10 protein-coding genes and 2 pseudogenes are annotated in these 14,405 nt (G+C 58.9%); 5 read left to right on the plus strand and 7 right to left on the minus strand.

What is annotated here, in order from left to right; all coding sequences use genetic code 11:
* Positions 1-80: 80 nt before the first annotated feature.
* On the minus strand, positions 81-2,075 hold the full coding sequence (locus RL_RS31010; RefSeq protein WP_122330924.1) for an AI-2E family transporter: 1,995 nt from the start codon (positions 2,073-2,075) through the stop codon (positions 81-83).
* Between the two features lie 327 nt (positions 2,076-2,402).
* Between RL_RS31010 and RL_RS31015 the strand changes: the two are divergent.
* Positions 2,403-4,693: pseudogene (locus RL_RS31015) on the plus strand (PBP1A family penicillin-binding protein).
* Positions 4,694-5,189: 496 nt separating this feature from the next.
* On the opposite strand, the gene RL_RS31020 reads toward RL_RS31015, so the two are convergent.
* From RL_RS31020 to RL_RS31045, 6 genes are all read right to left on the minus strand, one after another.
* On the minus strand, positions 5,190-5,585 hold the full coding sequence (locus tag RL_RS31020; RefSeq protein WP_011654999.1) for a hypothetical protein: 396 nt from the start codon (positions 5,583-5,585) through the stop codon (positions 5,190-5,192).
* A gap of 26 nt (positions 5,586-5,611) precedes the next feature.
* Positions 5,612-6,112 (minus strand): hypothetical protein, encoded by a 501-nt coding sequence (locus RL_RS31025; RefSeq protein WP_011655000.1) that lies wholly within the window; start codon positions 6,110-6,112, stop codon positions 5,612-5,614.
* A 13-nt stretch (positions 6,113-6,125) separates the two neighbouring features.
* A complete protein-coding gene (locus RL_RS31030) occupies positions 6,126-7,334 on the minus strand; it encodes a hypothetical protein (RefSeq protein WP_204339815.1) in 1,209 nt (402 codons plus the stop codon).
* A gap of 66 nt (positions 7,335-7,400) precedes the next feature.
* Positions 7,401-8,168 (minus strand): TfuA-like protein, encoded by a 768-nt coding sequence (locus tag RL_RS31035; protein ID WP_041936897.1) that lies wholly within the window; start codon positions 8,166-8,168, stop codon positions 7,401-7,403.
* Entirely contained in the window at positions 8,158-9,315 is a 1,158-nt protein-coding gene (locus tag RL_RS31040) for a YcaO-like family protein (RefSeq protein ID WP_011655003.1), read from the minus strand. Before RL_RS31040 ends, RL_RS31035 begins: the two co-directional genes overlap by 11 nt.
* A 21-nt stretch (positions 9,316-9,336) precedes the next feature.
* Positions 9,337-12,318 carry an ATP-binding protein gene (locus tag RL_RS31045; RefSeq protein WP_041936898.1) on the minus strand — a complete coding sequence of 994 codons (2,982 nt, stop codon included), beginning with the start codon at positions 12,316-12,318 and terminating at the stop codon, positions 9,337-9,339.
* Between the two features lie 193 nt (positions 12,319-12,511).
* Here RL_RS31045 and RL_RS31050 point away from each other — a divergent pair.
* The 4 genes and pseudogenes from RL_RS31050 to RL_RS31065 form a co-directional block, all read left to right on the plus strand.
* A pseudogene (locus RL_RS31050) lies at positions 12,512-13,063 on the plus strand (alpha-glucosidase/alpha-galactosidase); the annotation flags it as partial.
* A 356-nt stretch (positions 13,064-13,419) separates the two neighbouring features.
* Positions 13,420-13,659: a DUF982 domain-containing protein gene (locus RL_RS31055; RefSeq protein ID WP_028741728.1), complete on the plus strand. Its 240-nt coding sequence runs from the start codon at positions 13,420-13,422 to the stop codon at positions 13,657-13,659.
* Positions 13,660-13,724: 65 nt separating this feature from the next.
* Complete coding sequence (locus RL_RS31060) at positions 13,725-13,931, plus strand: hypothetical protein (RefSeq protein ID WP_027687847.1); 207 nt, start codon at positions 13,725-13,727, stop codon at positions 13,929-13,931.
* A gap of 213 nt (positions 13,932-14,144) precedes the next feature.
* A complete protein-coding gene (locus tag RL_RS31065) occupies positions 14,145-14,366 on the plus strand; it encodes a hypothetical protein (protein ID WP_017992210.1) in 222 nt (73 codons plus the stop codon).
* The last annotated feature ends 39 nt before the right edge of the window (positions 14,367-14,405 follow it).

Raw genomic sequence — 14,405 nt, forward strand, 5'->3', positions numbered from 1 at the left:
TTGCGAGGCTCCAATCCGCGAATGTACAATTCATGTGATCTGCTCCATGGCTCTGACCGGCCCCTGGACACCGCTTGCCGCTAAATCCCGGAGCGCGCGGCGGCTATGCCTGTCCTGTTCGAGGACCGCCTGGTACGAATCTTGCGCACGGGCGTCACCAAGGATGGCGGTGCATCGGCGAGTGCCTCGCGGGCAGCCGAGGTCAAGGTTGTGGCAACGAAATCTGCCTCCCCAAGCGCGGGCGGTTGCCTTTCCTTCTGGTTTTCCACCCAAAGGACCGCGCCGACGCGAATGGCTGGGTATATGCGCTTGAACCGACGAACAAGTATGGTGGCGTGCCTTGTCGAGTCCTCGTTGAGGAAGCAAACTACGATGGCGTTCGATTGTTTCGGAACGAGGCTCATGGCGCGGCGATTGGGGATGTCAGAATGCCTCGCTGCGACCACTTCGGCTCCCTGTATCTGAAGAATCTGGGCAAGCATCGCAGCTGACGCGTCGTCGAGCGGGCCCCTGCCTCCGACGCAAAAGACGGTCTTGCCCCGTCCGTCAGGTAGTTCGCTCTCATCCCCATTCCCTTCCTTGGGGGGGCTGGGCCGACCTGCCGCTTGGTTCTCCTCCTCTTCCTCTTCCTCTTCCTCTTCCTGCTCTTCTTCCTGCGCGATTTCCGCGAGGTTCGAGACCAGTGTGATGGCGGTCCCGAACACCTGTTCCATCTGCTCCGCGGTCAGGACGCCTCGACGCCTATCCTTCTCCGCGAGTAGGAGGGCGGGAATGGCAACCTTGCCATAGTAATCCTCCAGATAGTCCTCCTCGAGGAATTCCTCAGCGTAATCGGTCGCCTCATCGGGATCGCCTGCAAGAAGCCGCTGGTACAGCCGCTCCTTGGGATCGAGCACCGGGTCGCTACCAAAAACGACCTCAAGGAACTCGAATTGCGGGACATACCGGCCCAACACTGCGAGACACACGGTCAGCGGCGTGGACAGCACAAGACCGACTGGTCCCCACAGCCATGCCCAAAAAATCGCCGCGACGATGATTGCCAGCGGAGAGAGGCCGGTACGAGAACCATAGAGCCAGGGCTCGATGACGTTGTTGCTTGTCAATTCCAACACGAGGAAGATGGCCCCAACCCAGAGAACAAGGCTCCAGCCAGGGTCGACTGCAAAGGCCAGGAACAGCGGCAGAACCGTCGCGATTACAGGCCCGATATAAGGGACAAATCGAAGGACGATGGCTAGCATCCCCCAGAGCGCTGGATTTGGAATGCCAACCGCCCATAGTCCGAGCGCCAATGGGACGCCGTAGGCGCAGTTCACCACCAACTGCATAAGAAGATACCGCGCGACGCGGCTACCTGCCTCCTGGATAGCTTCTGTTGTGCGATGCAGATCGCCATAGCCAACGAGCCGGATAAAGCGATCGCGAAGCTCTTCCCGCTCTAAAAGCATGAATATTACGACGACGATGATCAAGCCCAATGAGGCGATGGGGCCGAGCAGAGGACCAATCAGGCTAGTCAGCGTTTCAATTGGTCTACTAGGCGCGAATATCTCAACGAGCACGGGCTCCCTTGGTCTTGATCCGGTACCTGGAGCAGCTGGGCGCTCCTCGGCGTTGCTGAGCTCACGACCGACGCTCTCAACGACTGATGTCAGGCGCCGCACAATACCGCTATCCGTTCCACTTTCCTGGAGAGACCGAATTTTTGCTATGATGTTGCCTTGGTAGGCCGGAAGGTTCTGGGCGACTTCGGCTACGTGTCCCGCTACGACAAGCCCGAACAGGACGAGAACAAGAAAAGCGATCACGACGGTGACGATTACCGCCGGAATACGCGGCATGCCAAGCTTTCGAAGACGAGAGGAGATGGGAGCCAACGCGAACGTCAACAGGACTGCGATTGCTAGAGGAAGAAGTACATCCTTGCCGAAATACAGAATGGCAATAACAGCGAGTACACTCGCGAATGCAGGCATGCGTGAAGGGGAGGATGGCGAGGTCGAATAGACGCGGCGGGGGCCGAGGTCATTTTCCAATTCCGCCTCCGTGATCTTGGCGTCGCTCGAAGACATCGATGTGTCGGTCGCTCTCACCAAGTCTTTTGAAATTAGGGCGCAGATCGGCCTCGGCAATGGTGTGACGGACCTCCCTGGACGGGCTTTACGGCATACGCTCCGAAAAACAGCCCCGCCGTCGTTAGGGCCATGTCGCCGATCGCACCTTGCTGCAGGCCAGTTCCTTTCAAGCCACTCGTGCTGTTGCGTCCGCCTCTACCGCTGCTGGCAATGGGCGCCGCATTCCTGCAATCTCGCTCCGAGCCATTGGGACCCTTTACGGTAGAACACGCGGCATCGCCCGGCTATAAAGTTCAAGCCAAGTTGGCCTTTTAGCGGTAACCGATGCCTAATCCTCCCGAATCCTCAGGCGAAAGCGTTGGCAACTCGAGCACGGGTCGCAATCAGCCAGCAGATTCAGCGATGCAAGCGGCCGCCTCGGATTCGCCAGGAATCACCCAAGACGACAACCCGCAACTCCCCCACGGAACCTTCGTGCAAACTCGACAGGCTGCGAGCAATCTATTACGTGCGCTACGCCACGATTTTGAGGCAAGTTCTGCTTTGGCGAAGACCAAGACGACGGCTTCGTTTTTGAGAACGAGGCTAAGGCGGTCGATGCGGCTGGAAACCATATCCGCTCCCGCCAAATGGATGACGACTGCTCTGGCCAAAGCCGGGCGCGGCATTCGCGATCGGGGTTCCAAGCCGCGCGAAAGTCGCCGACGCCGATGGCTTCCGGCGAACTGGTGGAAATTCGCTATGGGGTCGGCCTTGCTTGTCTGCCTCCTCGTATGCAGCGTGCTGGTGTGGGCACTAAAAGACGTGCCCTGGAGCGAGATCCGTGACGGGACGTTAAAGCCTGTCGTTGTGCTGGAAACCGCCGACGGTGCGCCGCTCGTAAGGCAGGGACCTTATCAAGGGCCATATGCGCAATACCACCAGTTCCCACCTCGTCTGATCGATGCCGTCCTTTCAATTGAGGACCGCCGGTTCATGGATCACTTCGGCGTCGATCCAAGAGGGATCGGGAGGGCGTTTCTCCGGAATTTGGAGGCTGGCTCGGTGGTGGAGGGGGCAGCACGATCACCCAGCAACTCATCAAGCTGCAATATCTCGACAGCGATCGAACGATAAAGCGAAAGATACAGGAGGTTGTGATTGCATTCTGGCTGGAGTGGAAGCTCGGCAAGCGGGAAATCCTGACGCGCTATCTCAACAGCGTCTATCTCGGCGCTACCGGCATGCCTGCTGCCGCGCGGATTTATTTCAACAAGGATATCGACGCCCTTAACCTGCCGGAGTCGGCGATGCTGGCGGGGTTGCTGCGGGCGCCAAGTCAATGGAATCCCATCGACAATTTCGAAGGCGCCCGGCAGCGTACCATGGTCGTTCTCGATGCGATGGCGGCGAACGACAAGATTACCATGCCAGAGGCAGCGGAGGCCAAGGCGAGCTTTGCCAAGCTGCATCCAACGACACCGACGCCACGCTCGGGAAGCTGGTTTGCCGACTGGATTTCGCCGCAAGCAAGCGAAGTCGCCGGCTCCTCGCCGGGTTCGACGACGGTGCGAACCACGCTGGTGCCGCAATTGCAGCAAATCGCCGAAAGGGTCGTGAAAAGAGCTTTGGACGGCGAAGGAACAACTGTCGGAGCATCGCAGGCTGCGTTGGTTGCGATGACACCGGACGGTGCGGTCGTCGCCATGGTTGGCGGGCGCAACTACAAAGCGAGCCAGTTCAATCGCGTTGTCACCGCGATGCGCCAGCCGGGTTCCACCTTCAAGCTATTCGTCTATTACGCAGCATTGAAAGCTGGACTTACTTTGTCCGACCGGGTTCTGGACGCGCCAATTGACATAGACGGTTGGTCGCCAGAAAACTCCGGTGGCAACTATCGCGGTTGGGTTACGCTTGCCGAGGCGTTCGCGCGATCACTCAATGCCGCCTCGGTGGCGCTTGCCGAAGAGGTTGGTTTAGACAATGTGATTGCCGCAGCGCGTGAACTCGGCATCGATGCGCCCCTCGCCAGCACGCCGTCGTTGGCGCTCGGGACGTCCGAAGTGAATCTGCTTAACCTCACCAGCGCCTATGCGTCTGTCCAACTCGGCAGGGCACCTGTTAAACCCTGGGGCATCATCGAGTTTCAATCGGCAGGGCAGCCCAAGACGTTTCGAGTTGGCTCACAATCAAAGCCGAATGTCGATCTTTCGCCTTACCAGTCCGATCTCCTCGGCCTGCTGCAGTTGGTGGTAGAGCGCGGCACTGGACGTGGGGCAGATCCTGGCACGTTTGCGGCCGGTAAGACCGGCACGAGCCAGAACAATCGTGATGCCTGGTTCGTCGGCTTCACGGAAGCGCTCGTCGTCGGGGTCTGGGTTGGCAATGATGATGACGCGCCGATGAAGGGGGTGACGGGCGGCGCCCTGCCAGCGCATATTTGGCGGGACTTCATGCGCGAGGCGACGGCCGAACCTACGCCGAATGGCGTGCTATCGACAGGAGCGGCAAGCGATGGTCAAGGCCCAGCACAGTCCTGTAACATCACCGCCTGCTCGCGCAGTTACCGCTCCTTCCGGCCGTCCGATTGTACCTATCAGCCATATTCCGGCGGCCGACGGCTCTGCGAAAAGTGACGTGGCGCGGTCGAGGAAGGCGCGGCTGCGGTCGGTTTTCGGGTCATGGCAGGCTGCCCGAATGGGCCCGCACGGCCCGCAAGGTACAGGCCGCCTGACCCCCGTCTCCCGGGTGAGGCGTCAAGGAGCCCCGCGGTCGCAACAACCGCGGGCTCTTTGCGTGAGAAGATTTGCGATCAAGGGGGCGCTCGTTTGCATCACTCGGACCGGCGTAGTGTGGGCGATTGGGCTGTGGGGAGTGCCGGGAGGGGGAGGTGTGAGGCTGCGGTGATAAGTAGCACCACGTTCATGACCCGGAGGTCTGTAGTTCGTCTATGGCTGATAACCTGAAGGCCCCAGGTTCAAATCCTGCCCGAGCTCAACACCTGGCGGATCGTCGGCTGAAAGTTGAAATTATCCAAAGCCTAGGGAAACAGGGTGACTCCGCCATCCGGCAGCAGGTCATCGGTCATTGATCTCGAGCCTCGATCATGCGCTTTTGCCAGCAGACGAACTGCTATTTCGGCCCTTTGGGGGCAGAAAGAGACAACTTGGCGGCACGCGAAGACTTGGCGGCTGGAGAAGGTGTGTTCTTGAGTATCTTGTCGATTTCGCGTGCCAATTCGCCGAGGTTACCGAATTGCGGAATCTCGTCGAGGGCCGAGCTTGCGCTTGGAGGGAAGTCATACCTTTCCCCGTGTCTCAAGTTCGTCCTCTCGTAGTAATCTATCGAATTGGAAACGCCCTTGCCGTGTATATCGACCGTTCCAATCCCGCCGATGTCAGTGGGACTGATCTCCTTAGTTGATCCAGCGTTAACGCTAGGCCATTGGCCGACGGGATTGTAACTGTCTAGCACGTCTTCGATCCGCACGCCTGTCATGTCGATCTTGAAGTAAATCCTCGCTTTCATGACGCTTCCCTCCACTGTTGAAAATTCTATTCACGGTTAAGACGCCCATCTCGGTGGGCCAAAGACGCCGTGATCGCGTAGGATGATGGCGATCTCCTACCGGGCAGGTTGGCGTCGAGGATCAGTTTCTTGACGTCGCCGTAATTCAGGACGATTTCGAGCAATTCCTCGTTGGATCGTACGCGCCACATTTGGTATTTGCCCCTCGCAGCTGTCGGAAGGTCGTCGAATCCGCACCCTGCGGCGTCCTCGGGCTTCGGACCTTTGACGATGAAAACCCTGTTGGTGTCCAAGCGATAACAATGCCCCTCGAAAGCGTAGCCGTAGGCGAGGACGATCGAATATTCGTCGTTCTCTTGCTTCTTGCCTCCTCTGTAGAGTTGCATCTGCAAGGCAGCGTTTCCGTTCTCGCCGGCGTCGAATTCGCCAAAACTTTGATTCAGATTGAGTTTGACGCCATAAAGGATCACCATCCCCGATAAATACATCCCCGGTTTTTCGGGTGCGGGTATGCTCACATCGACCATTTTCCGACCTCCTTTACCATATTTCCCTCCATCTGATGCAATCTTCGATCTGCCCGACATATGGACGGGCGCGGCCCTTGTCGCCTGAAACCAGAAGCGCTTCCGCCGCCCCCTGGAATGTCAAAAGGTCAGGGTCGAGGCGCGCCCATGACCGGACAAGCGCCTCCCCGACGATATCCCTGGCCTCCTGTAGCGCGGCCTTACTCGCAAAATGCCTTTTCTCGTAGTCGTCCTTGGAACCGCGAAGGTTCTCCTCGATCAGTGCGGGGGCCATCTGCTGGCGCAGGTTGCTGAACCTGCGCGGATCGAGGTTTGTCACGCCCCTTTCGAAAAGCAACGTCTGGTATATTTCGACAAGGCTGTCGAACATCGCTCCCGCGAAAGGCTTCGACCTGTCGTGCACATCATCGCCGACGTCTACGGTCTTGAGCGAATTGTTGAGCGACCTGAGCTGCTTTTCATCGCTGAGTTCTGCGAAACGATCGAGTTCGTTGTGGATCAGAAGATTCCCGCCTGTCCGCCGGAGGAGCCGATCGATGGCCGTATCGAAGTGCAGAAGGCCGAGAAGCGATATGAAATCCGCGACCGCCTCGTGATAGGCGAAGAAGTCGGCATCTTGGCCGTCTCCGTATGGAATGCCGAGTTCGCCCAACAGAACGAGATGACCCATCTCATGGGCGATCGCATCGAAGTTCAACGCAAAACTGGAGGTAGGCGTCGGAGGTTCGCTCTCGCCCAGTTCCAGAAAACCGAATCCCGACTGGGCGTTCTCCCATCGAGGGATGTGCGGCACGATCTCCAGCCTGTCGTAGGTCGGCTCGAAGAACCAATCGATACGCCGTCCGACGTATCCCTCGCAGATATCCAGCACGCGACGGGAGCAAGCGTAGCTGTGGGCTGAAAGAAAGGCAGGCGATCCTGGGAGTATATGGTCGAAGTGCCCGTCCGGCCCCGGCTCGGCCGGGGGGCGCAGAACCCCAGGGTAGGGCGGGAGGTCAGGAAGGGCATATGGTCGCTTTGGTTCGACCGGATCGGCCACGTACATGCGGTTGTCGGAAGGCCCAGCCAGGATCGGCCCGTCGGAGCGGCCAATCCAGACAACCTCTGGCTTCTCATATCCACTGATGAACGGCGGCTGCGGAAAAACCAGGAAACGCGTCCCGATCAGGAGGTCGGAAACCACCTTCTGTCCCGCGTCGCCCGAATTTGCGATGGCATCCAACGTTGCCCCCACCGCCCGTTTCCCTTGCCGGGCGAAGTGGACAATATACTATATATTAGAAAACGATCAATGATGGTCAGGATCCAACAATATATCCGCAAAATTGTAGTATTCCATATCGTAAGCAAAAGCCTCCGTCAGTTCGAAACTCCTCGGCTCGCTGCGTTTCTTCATCTCAAGGGCGTTAGACGACAGGAGGGCAAGAAGACCGGTGGCATCGGCTTCCTTCTGCTTCCGCTTTCCGCTCACGAGCCAAAGATCGAGGGCGCGGAGTTCCTGACTGGACATGCCACGCTCGGCCGCAATGGAAATTAGCTTCCCGAAGCTCCTTTCCGTATAGTGGATGGAGCGGGCCAGTCTTTCCAACGCCACTTGAAGCTGCCGCCCTATAATGCGGTCACGCAGGGCTCTTTTCAATGTCAGCCTGATGTCAATGAGGGCGTCACCGAGGGGAAAGGACCCCAATTGCGCAGGCGCCATCGCAACCGCCACGTCCGCATCGTCGGCGAGCAAAGTCCGGCGGTACCACCTGAAGACCATGCCGTATCCGCTCATCCCGTACTCCGTCAGTTCCGCGGCCCTCACGGCACCCATGCTGGAGGCTCCGTAGACGCGCACGCCCCGCGACATCGCCCAGAGGATTTCCTTGTGGCGCACCGCCGGGGACTGGCCGAACACGCCGTCGATGAGTGCGATCGCGCTGGGATCATGTTCGATCACCGCCCTCACGATATCCCCGTTGCCCGCAGGTGTGAGGTACAATGCATCCAGGTGCTCCCTGGCGTCTGCGACGCTCATTGTGGGCCCGAGGAACACGACGATCTCATACCCCATTCTGAAACTCCGGGTCGGTTTCGAGAGGAGGGGTCACAACCCTCACCACATGGAGCGGTATGGTTTCATCGGAAAACAGCGCCACCACAATGACGGCCTCTGCCCCCGCGCGTCGCAATGCTTCCACCGGCAGCGGCGATGGATCGGTATTCAGGTCAGCCCCGTCCGGTGACGGGTAAGGCAATCCGGGGATAGCGAGTCGCCGTCGCCATGCGGACAGTTCCCTAGCGTCCTGGTAGCGGTAAATGTGTCCCGCCATGTCCTCCCGCGCGGCCGAGATGATCCCGAGGCGGGACTGACATGCTTCCAGCAGCGCCTTGGCGAGTGCTCGGTCGTGGGTCCGGTCGCAGCCGAAGCCTTCCGCTGGCCAGGGGGCAAAAGGAGCCTGTAGGTCGCTTTCCATGACGTGGCACCAGTAGACGGGGAGGCCGTGTTCCGTCGGGATTGACCACATTCCTACGGAGCAGCCCGCCGAACGCAGTCGGCCGACTATCTCTCCCGCGGCTCCGGCAAGAACAGAACGACTGTCCACTTGATAACGGTCGAAGAAGTGCGGTATTTTCATCGCCGCACAACGCGCGTGCCTTTCGAGCGCTTCGAAACAAGCATGCTCAATTGCCCCCCGCCAACTTGTTCCTGCCGCCAGGCCCGTAGTGTTCCTCGGCAGCCAGCCGGGATGGGGGGAGGGTATTGTATAGGCGGTGTCAACCAAGGCAAGCGGTACAGGCACCGCCCTGGACGAGAAGAGGTCCCAGCCTTCGATCCACGCAAGTGTCTCGTCGCGTTCCCCATAGTCCGCGAGGTGCGACCAGTAGCCTTGCCCGTTCATGGAACGGAAACCCGCCAGTTCGACCCGCTCGGTGGGTATGCGTTCCGAAGACCACCCTTCCAGCGATTCCATGAGAGCGGAGATGGCGGCCTGCCCGTGAGTGAGACCCTTGCCCTGGTTCACGCTCACCGAACGCGACAACGGCCTTACGACTTGGGCAACCGGGATTCCGATGCGGTCAAGTTCGGTAATGGAACCCAGCCTCGTGATACCGAATTCCCGCTTCCGCTCGAGAATTCGGCGAACGGTCTCCATTGGATCACGCGGCGGCTGAATCGGGGCCGCTAACATTCTTTCGAGTTGTTCTCCGTTCAGCAAGATCGCCCTCTGATCATATCCTCAACCAATGCCTCCCAGATCCCACTCGGCCCGTGCCAGAATCCATGCCGCTCCCTGCGCGTCGGCAATCTGCACCGCCCTGGTCAGGTCTCTTCTTATCAAGGATGGAGGGTCGTTCAGATCTCGTCTCAGTCTTGCGCTGAGGCGGTAGAGTTCGGCCAGCCAGAACCGTTGACCGCTGTTGCGGCCGACATTGATCGCATTGTGAATGATCGCCAGGGCTTCAGCAGGCTTGCCGAGCCGCTGCAGCACCTGCGCATGCATGTCGCTGTGCATGGAAAAATTATCGTCGGTGCCCAATTGCTGCTGGAGCAGCAGACCGTGTTGGAATCGCTCTTCACCCCGTTCGGCAAACGACGTCATCAGTTCCGCCCAGCCGCAGTACATGTTGGCACGCGCCTGGCTTGCTGCAAGACCGTGTCGCTCGGCAAGCGACAGCATTTGTTCGCCGAGAGCATGGACATCGTCATATCTGCCTTGGCAGCGACGAAGGACTATTGCGTAATAAAGTGCATGAACCATGCTGCCTGCGTGATCAGTCGAGGTTGCCCATTCCAGACACTGTCTGATCGCATTTTCACTGGCGTCGGCATCATTCAGCAGCAGGTAGGAAAGGGCGCTCTCACCCAGCCCACATACCTTGGCATCATGTCCACCGAAGAAAGCTCGATTTCTCACCGCTCTTTCGGGATCATAGAGATCGAGGCCTTTGGCGACACAATCGAGACAGAAGTCGTGCTCGCCGGCATGGAAGCTGGTGGCCCATCCGCAGTGATAGGACTGAAGTCTCGTCTCCTGATCCTCGACAGCCTGCATGTCCCCCACGAGAATTCGCGCGCGAGATTGCTGTGTCAGAATGTTGGGCGCTGTGAACCACCATCCCCAGTAGACCGGGAAATGTTTCACCCGGGCTGCCGACGATTGTTTCTTCAGAAGCTGCATTGCGCGGGAATAGACCCGCCGCGCGCGCTCCGAGCCCTCTCCTTCCAGTGCGGTCGCCACGACGCCTTGAAGTTCGAACAGGCCGAGTGCGAGCTCGGTGCGATCGGGATGGCGCTGGGAAACGCTATTGACCTCCCGTGCACAAAGCTCAAGTGACACGCTTGCCTCGTGCATTGCGGAGCGAAGAACGCTTGCTTCCGCCGCCGCCAAGGCAAACTTTGCGGCAGCGTCATGCAGGCCCGCTTCAGCACACTGCCAGGCAGCGATCGCAGCTGGCAAGCTGGGCTCTCCTTCTCCGATCAAGAGATCCGCGATCCGCCTGTGTATGCGCCGTCTGTCGCTCTTGAGAAGGCTGCTGTAGGCAGCTTCCTGAGTCAGCACGTGCCGGAACTGAAAGGAGCCGCGACTGCCGGAAGAACGCTCAATGATGCCTTGGGAAAGAAGCCGCTCAATGGCAACGTCGACAGTCTGCCGGCTGACCCCTTCGAGAAGGCAGGTGAGCAGCGAGATGTTGAATTCGCGGCCGATGACGCTCGCAAGTTGCGCTGCCCGTCGTGCGGAACCGGTCGCCGCGAGTCTGGCGGAAAGCAGATCATTCAGCGAGCTGACGCCACCTTCCAGAAGCAGCCCTTTCCATTCGGACGAGGCCTTGCCCAAGGGTTGCCTTCCCAGGAAGAAGTTGGCCAGTTCTTCCGCGTAGAGCGGCATGCCATCGCATTGATCCAGGATGAAATCGGACAGGCCGGGCGGGGGACGCTCAGGCCAGACCGAGGCGACGAGATCGCGAACCGCCGCAGAGGCCAATCCGGATAATTCTATCTCGGTCGCCAGTGCCAGGGATCGTCTGATCCTCGATGTCTGAACCACCAGGATCGGCAACTTGCCTGCGAGCGATCCAAGCCGATCGACCAGTTCCAACGTCATGACGTCAGCCCAGTGGACATCCTCGAAGACGAGGAGCGTCGGAACGCCAGTCGCTTTGCACGTCAGGATGTCGGAGGCGGCTTCGATGACCTTCCGCCTGAATGCGCGCCCCGACAAATCGGAGGCTCGAATATTGCGTGAGGTTGCCGGCGATCGGTCTGACGTAAATGAGAGGATGGTGTCGACGACGGCTGCGTCGACGTCCCGGCCGGCTGTTTGGAGAGCCTGCATAAGAGCCGCGCTTTCGCCATTCTTCAGAACCGAAGGTTCGGCCACAAGTCTCTCAAGGAACGACATAAATGGGTGCAGAGGCTGGCTCTCCAGGCGCCTGCCGCACTGAAAGATCAGGGTCTCGTGCGAAGTTTGCGATAAGCTGCGGGCGAATTCGCCAATCAGTCTGGATTTGCCGATGCCTGCCTCTCCGACCACGGTGATTGAACTGCCCTTGCCGTCGCGAGCTGAATTCCAGGCGCTCGAAAGAGCGGCAAGCTCTCTTTCCCTGCCTCTTATCGGCCGGTCCCATTCATTGAATGACGACAGCGCAGAGGTTGATCGATCACGTTCCTGCGGGCGCCAGAGCGCAACCGGCTCTTCGAAGCCTTTGAGTTTGGCCTTCCGCACTAGAGTGTAGTCGAACTTGTGTCGCGTGAGCTGAACGGTCGAATCTGCGACCAGGACCGAATTCGGTTCGGCCTCCGCCTGCAGGCGAGCCGCCAGGACGGGTGCTGTGCCGACAATCTCGTCTCCTTGCGTGGAGAATACGACAAGACCTGTGGCAACCCCGATGCGCAGCCTGAAAGCTGTGCGCGTCTTCTTGGTGCTCGCTGCAATGCCTAACAATTCCAAGGAAGCCTGTACCGCGCTTTCAGCCGCATCTTCGGATTGATCGGGATATCCGAAGAAACAGCATCCCCCATCACCAAGCCGCTGATGAAGAAAGCCTCCATGCTTTTTTATGATCGTCTCGGCGCTCTGATGTAATGCCGACACGGAGCGAAAGAATTTCTCCGGCTCGCTCCGCAATAAGAGCTCCGTTGAGCCGACGATATCATAGAAAAGGGCAGTGACCTGTCGCCGCTCACCTGTGAACCGAATTCGCGCATCGAGGGTTTTCATAGCGGGTCGCCCAACACCACAGAAGCCTTTCTCAGGACATCCGATTTATAGCTTGCATGCAAGCTTTTCGTGCGGCGATGCTAATTTATGAATCGGTTGTTGGCTTGCGGCTTGATAATCATGCGCTCTTCAAAACCGCGACGCATGCCCGGCCGCACCGCTTCGGGCTCATCATGCTGTTTGGCGTACGCTCTTCATCAAGGAGGGTCGCGAGGACCTGATCGAGAAATTCGGTATCCCGCTCGACGAATATCCGAAGCGCTGCATCGAGCAGATCGAGCGCTGGAAGGGCCAGGCGGAGGCCTATCGTTCAGCCGACAAGATCGAGGTTCGGCCGGCGAAGGAATATGCCTCCTCGATCATCAATTCGGTCTGGACCGGCGAACCCTCGGTGATCTACGGTAACGTCCGCAACAATGGCTGCATCACCTCGCTGCCGACCAATTGCGCCGCCGAAGTTCCCTGCCTCGTTGACGCCTCCGGCATCCAGCCGACCTTCATCGGCGATCTGCCGCCGCAGCTGACCGCGCTGATCCGCACCAATATCAACGTCCGGGAACTGACGGTGCAGGCACTGATGACGGAAAATCGCGAGCATAACTATCACGCCGCGATGATGGACCCGCATACGGCAGCCGAACTCGACCTCGACCAGATCTGGTCGCTGGTCGACGATCTGCTCGCCACCCACGGCGACTGGCTGCCCGAATGGGCACGCACGACCCGCAAGGTACAGGCCGCCTGACCCCCTCTCCCGGGTGAGGCGTCAAGGAGCCCCGCGGTGGCAACAACCGCGGGGCTCTTTCGTGGGGATGGGGCGTTTTGCGATTTGGGGACGTGACTCGCATGGCCGGATCGACATCCTGTCACCCCTTTCTTGAATGCCCCTTCAGAGCCGAATCGAAGGCGCTTAACCGAAGATAAGGCGAAGCTTTCGAAGCACGGCGGTAGGACGCAGCGCAACAGCGACGGCTATCGCGAGCGGTTGCTGGGTTAAAACGAAAGAGCCTCATGCTGCTGCCAAAATTCCGGCCGGATCGTCCGCTTGGAACAGATCGTCCTAATATACGTTTGTGGGAAGCCTGCCCCACGGAGGACGCCATGATCAGCATCTGGGATGCGAACGTCGAATTGAAGATAGATGATCGTTTTCACGTCATCAGGAGCGCTCGAGAGGCGGTTGCATTTTTGAAGAAATACTGGCCCGACAACAGAAGCCCGAGCTACGCGACAGCGCGGAAGGTATGCCTGGACGCGGCGAATGGCGTTGTTCCCGGTGCGGAAGCGCGAGCTGCGTTTGAGGCTGCGGCGAAGGAGGCCGGCATCCTGCGACAAACTTAGGGGATTACCTTGTTCGCTGCCTACCATCGAACAGGAGGCGCTGGCGCAGTGACATGAGGAGCGACATGACAGAGAGCGATGCACTCCGCCAGGAAATCTATCGGCTTGCCGCGGCGGCCGAAGCTGACTCAGAAACAACGTCGAATTTGAAGGCGCTGGCCGTGCAGCTCTGGGCAAACTTCGACGAATTCACGGTCGAGGACCTGGAAGATATACTGAGGGACGAATGGAGAACTCGCGGACTGCCGTTCAACGACAACGCGGATATGTAGGGGCTTCTGGGATTGGAGACGTCTGTGCTACCTCAGAGGCCTCTTTGCTGCGTTCGCAATCGGGCCCCTAGCTGACCTTTGTTCGATCTCTATGACGCATGCTATTCGTGAGCAGGGGCGCCGATATTTTCCGCGCGTCGGGTCCAAAAATTATGGTACTTGAAAGTACCTAAAATGTCCCTATAGTTGAGTCCCTTGGAGAAAAATCGGCCAATGGACTTCGCACTCCTTTTCAACTTGTTCCGGAAGCCCAAGCAGGCCAACGTCACTGACGTCACCCTCTGGCACAAGCACGAGACACTCCTCCCGGTGCCACTCGTCGACGCCGCCGCCCGAAACCCATCGGGACAAATCTGGCGCCGGCTGAACGGTGTGCAATGGGAATATAAGCAGGACCCCGAAACGATTGAAGAATTCGATGCTCGACAATATTGAGGCTTAAAGCCCTACTGCGCACGGAATCTATGCCTCTGT

The sequence above is a fragment of the Rhizobium johnstonii 3841 genome, from assembly GCF_000009265.1.
Taxonomy (GTDB): domain Bacteria; phylum Pseudomonadota; class Alphaproteobacteria; order Rhizobiales; family Rhizobiaceae; genus Rhizobium; species Rhizobium acaciae.

Excerpts from the sequence above, each read along its gene's own strand:
- RL_RS31035 (WP_041936897.1), bottom strand. The coding sequence starts at position 8,168 with ATGGGGTATGAGATCGTCGTGTTCCTCGGGCCCACAATGAGCGTCGCA.
- RL_RS31020 (WP_011654999.1), bottom strand. The coding sequence starts at position 5,585 with ATGAAAGCGAGGATTTACTTCAAGATCGACATGACAGGCGTGCGGATC.
- RL_RS31045 (WP_041936898.1), bottom strand. The coding sequence starts at position 12,318 with ATGAAAACCCTCGATGCGCGAATTCGGTTCACAGGTGAGCGGCGACAG.
- RL_RS31055 (WP_028741728.1), top strand. The coding sequence starts at position 13,420 with ATGATCAGCATCTGGGATGCGAACGTCGAATTGAAGATAGATGATCGT.
- RL_RS31010 (WP_122330924.1), bottom strand. The coding sequence starts at position 2,075 with ATGTCTTCGAGCGACGCCAAGATCACGGAGGCGGAATTGGAAAATGAC.
- RL_RS31065 (WP_017992210.1), top strand. The coding sequence starts at position 14,145 with ATGGACTTCGCACTCCTTTTCAACTTGTTCCGGAAGCCCAAGCAGGCC.
- RL_RS31025 (WP_011655000.1), bottom strand. The coding sequence starts at position 6,112 with ATGGTCGATGTGAGCATACCCGCACCCGAAAAACCGGGGATGTATTTA.
- RL_RS31060 (WP_027687847.1), top strand. The coding sequence starts at position 13,725 with ATGACAGAGAGCGATGCACTCCGCCAGGAAATCTATCGGCTTGCCGCG.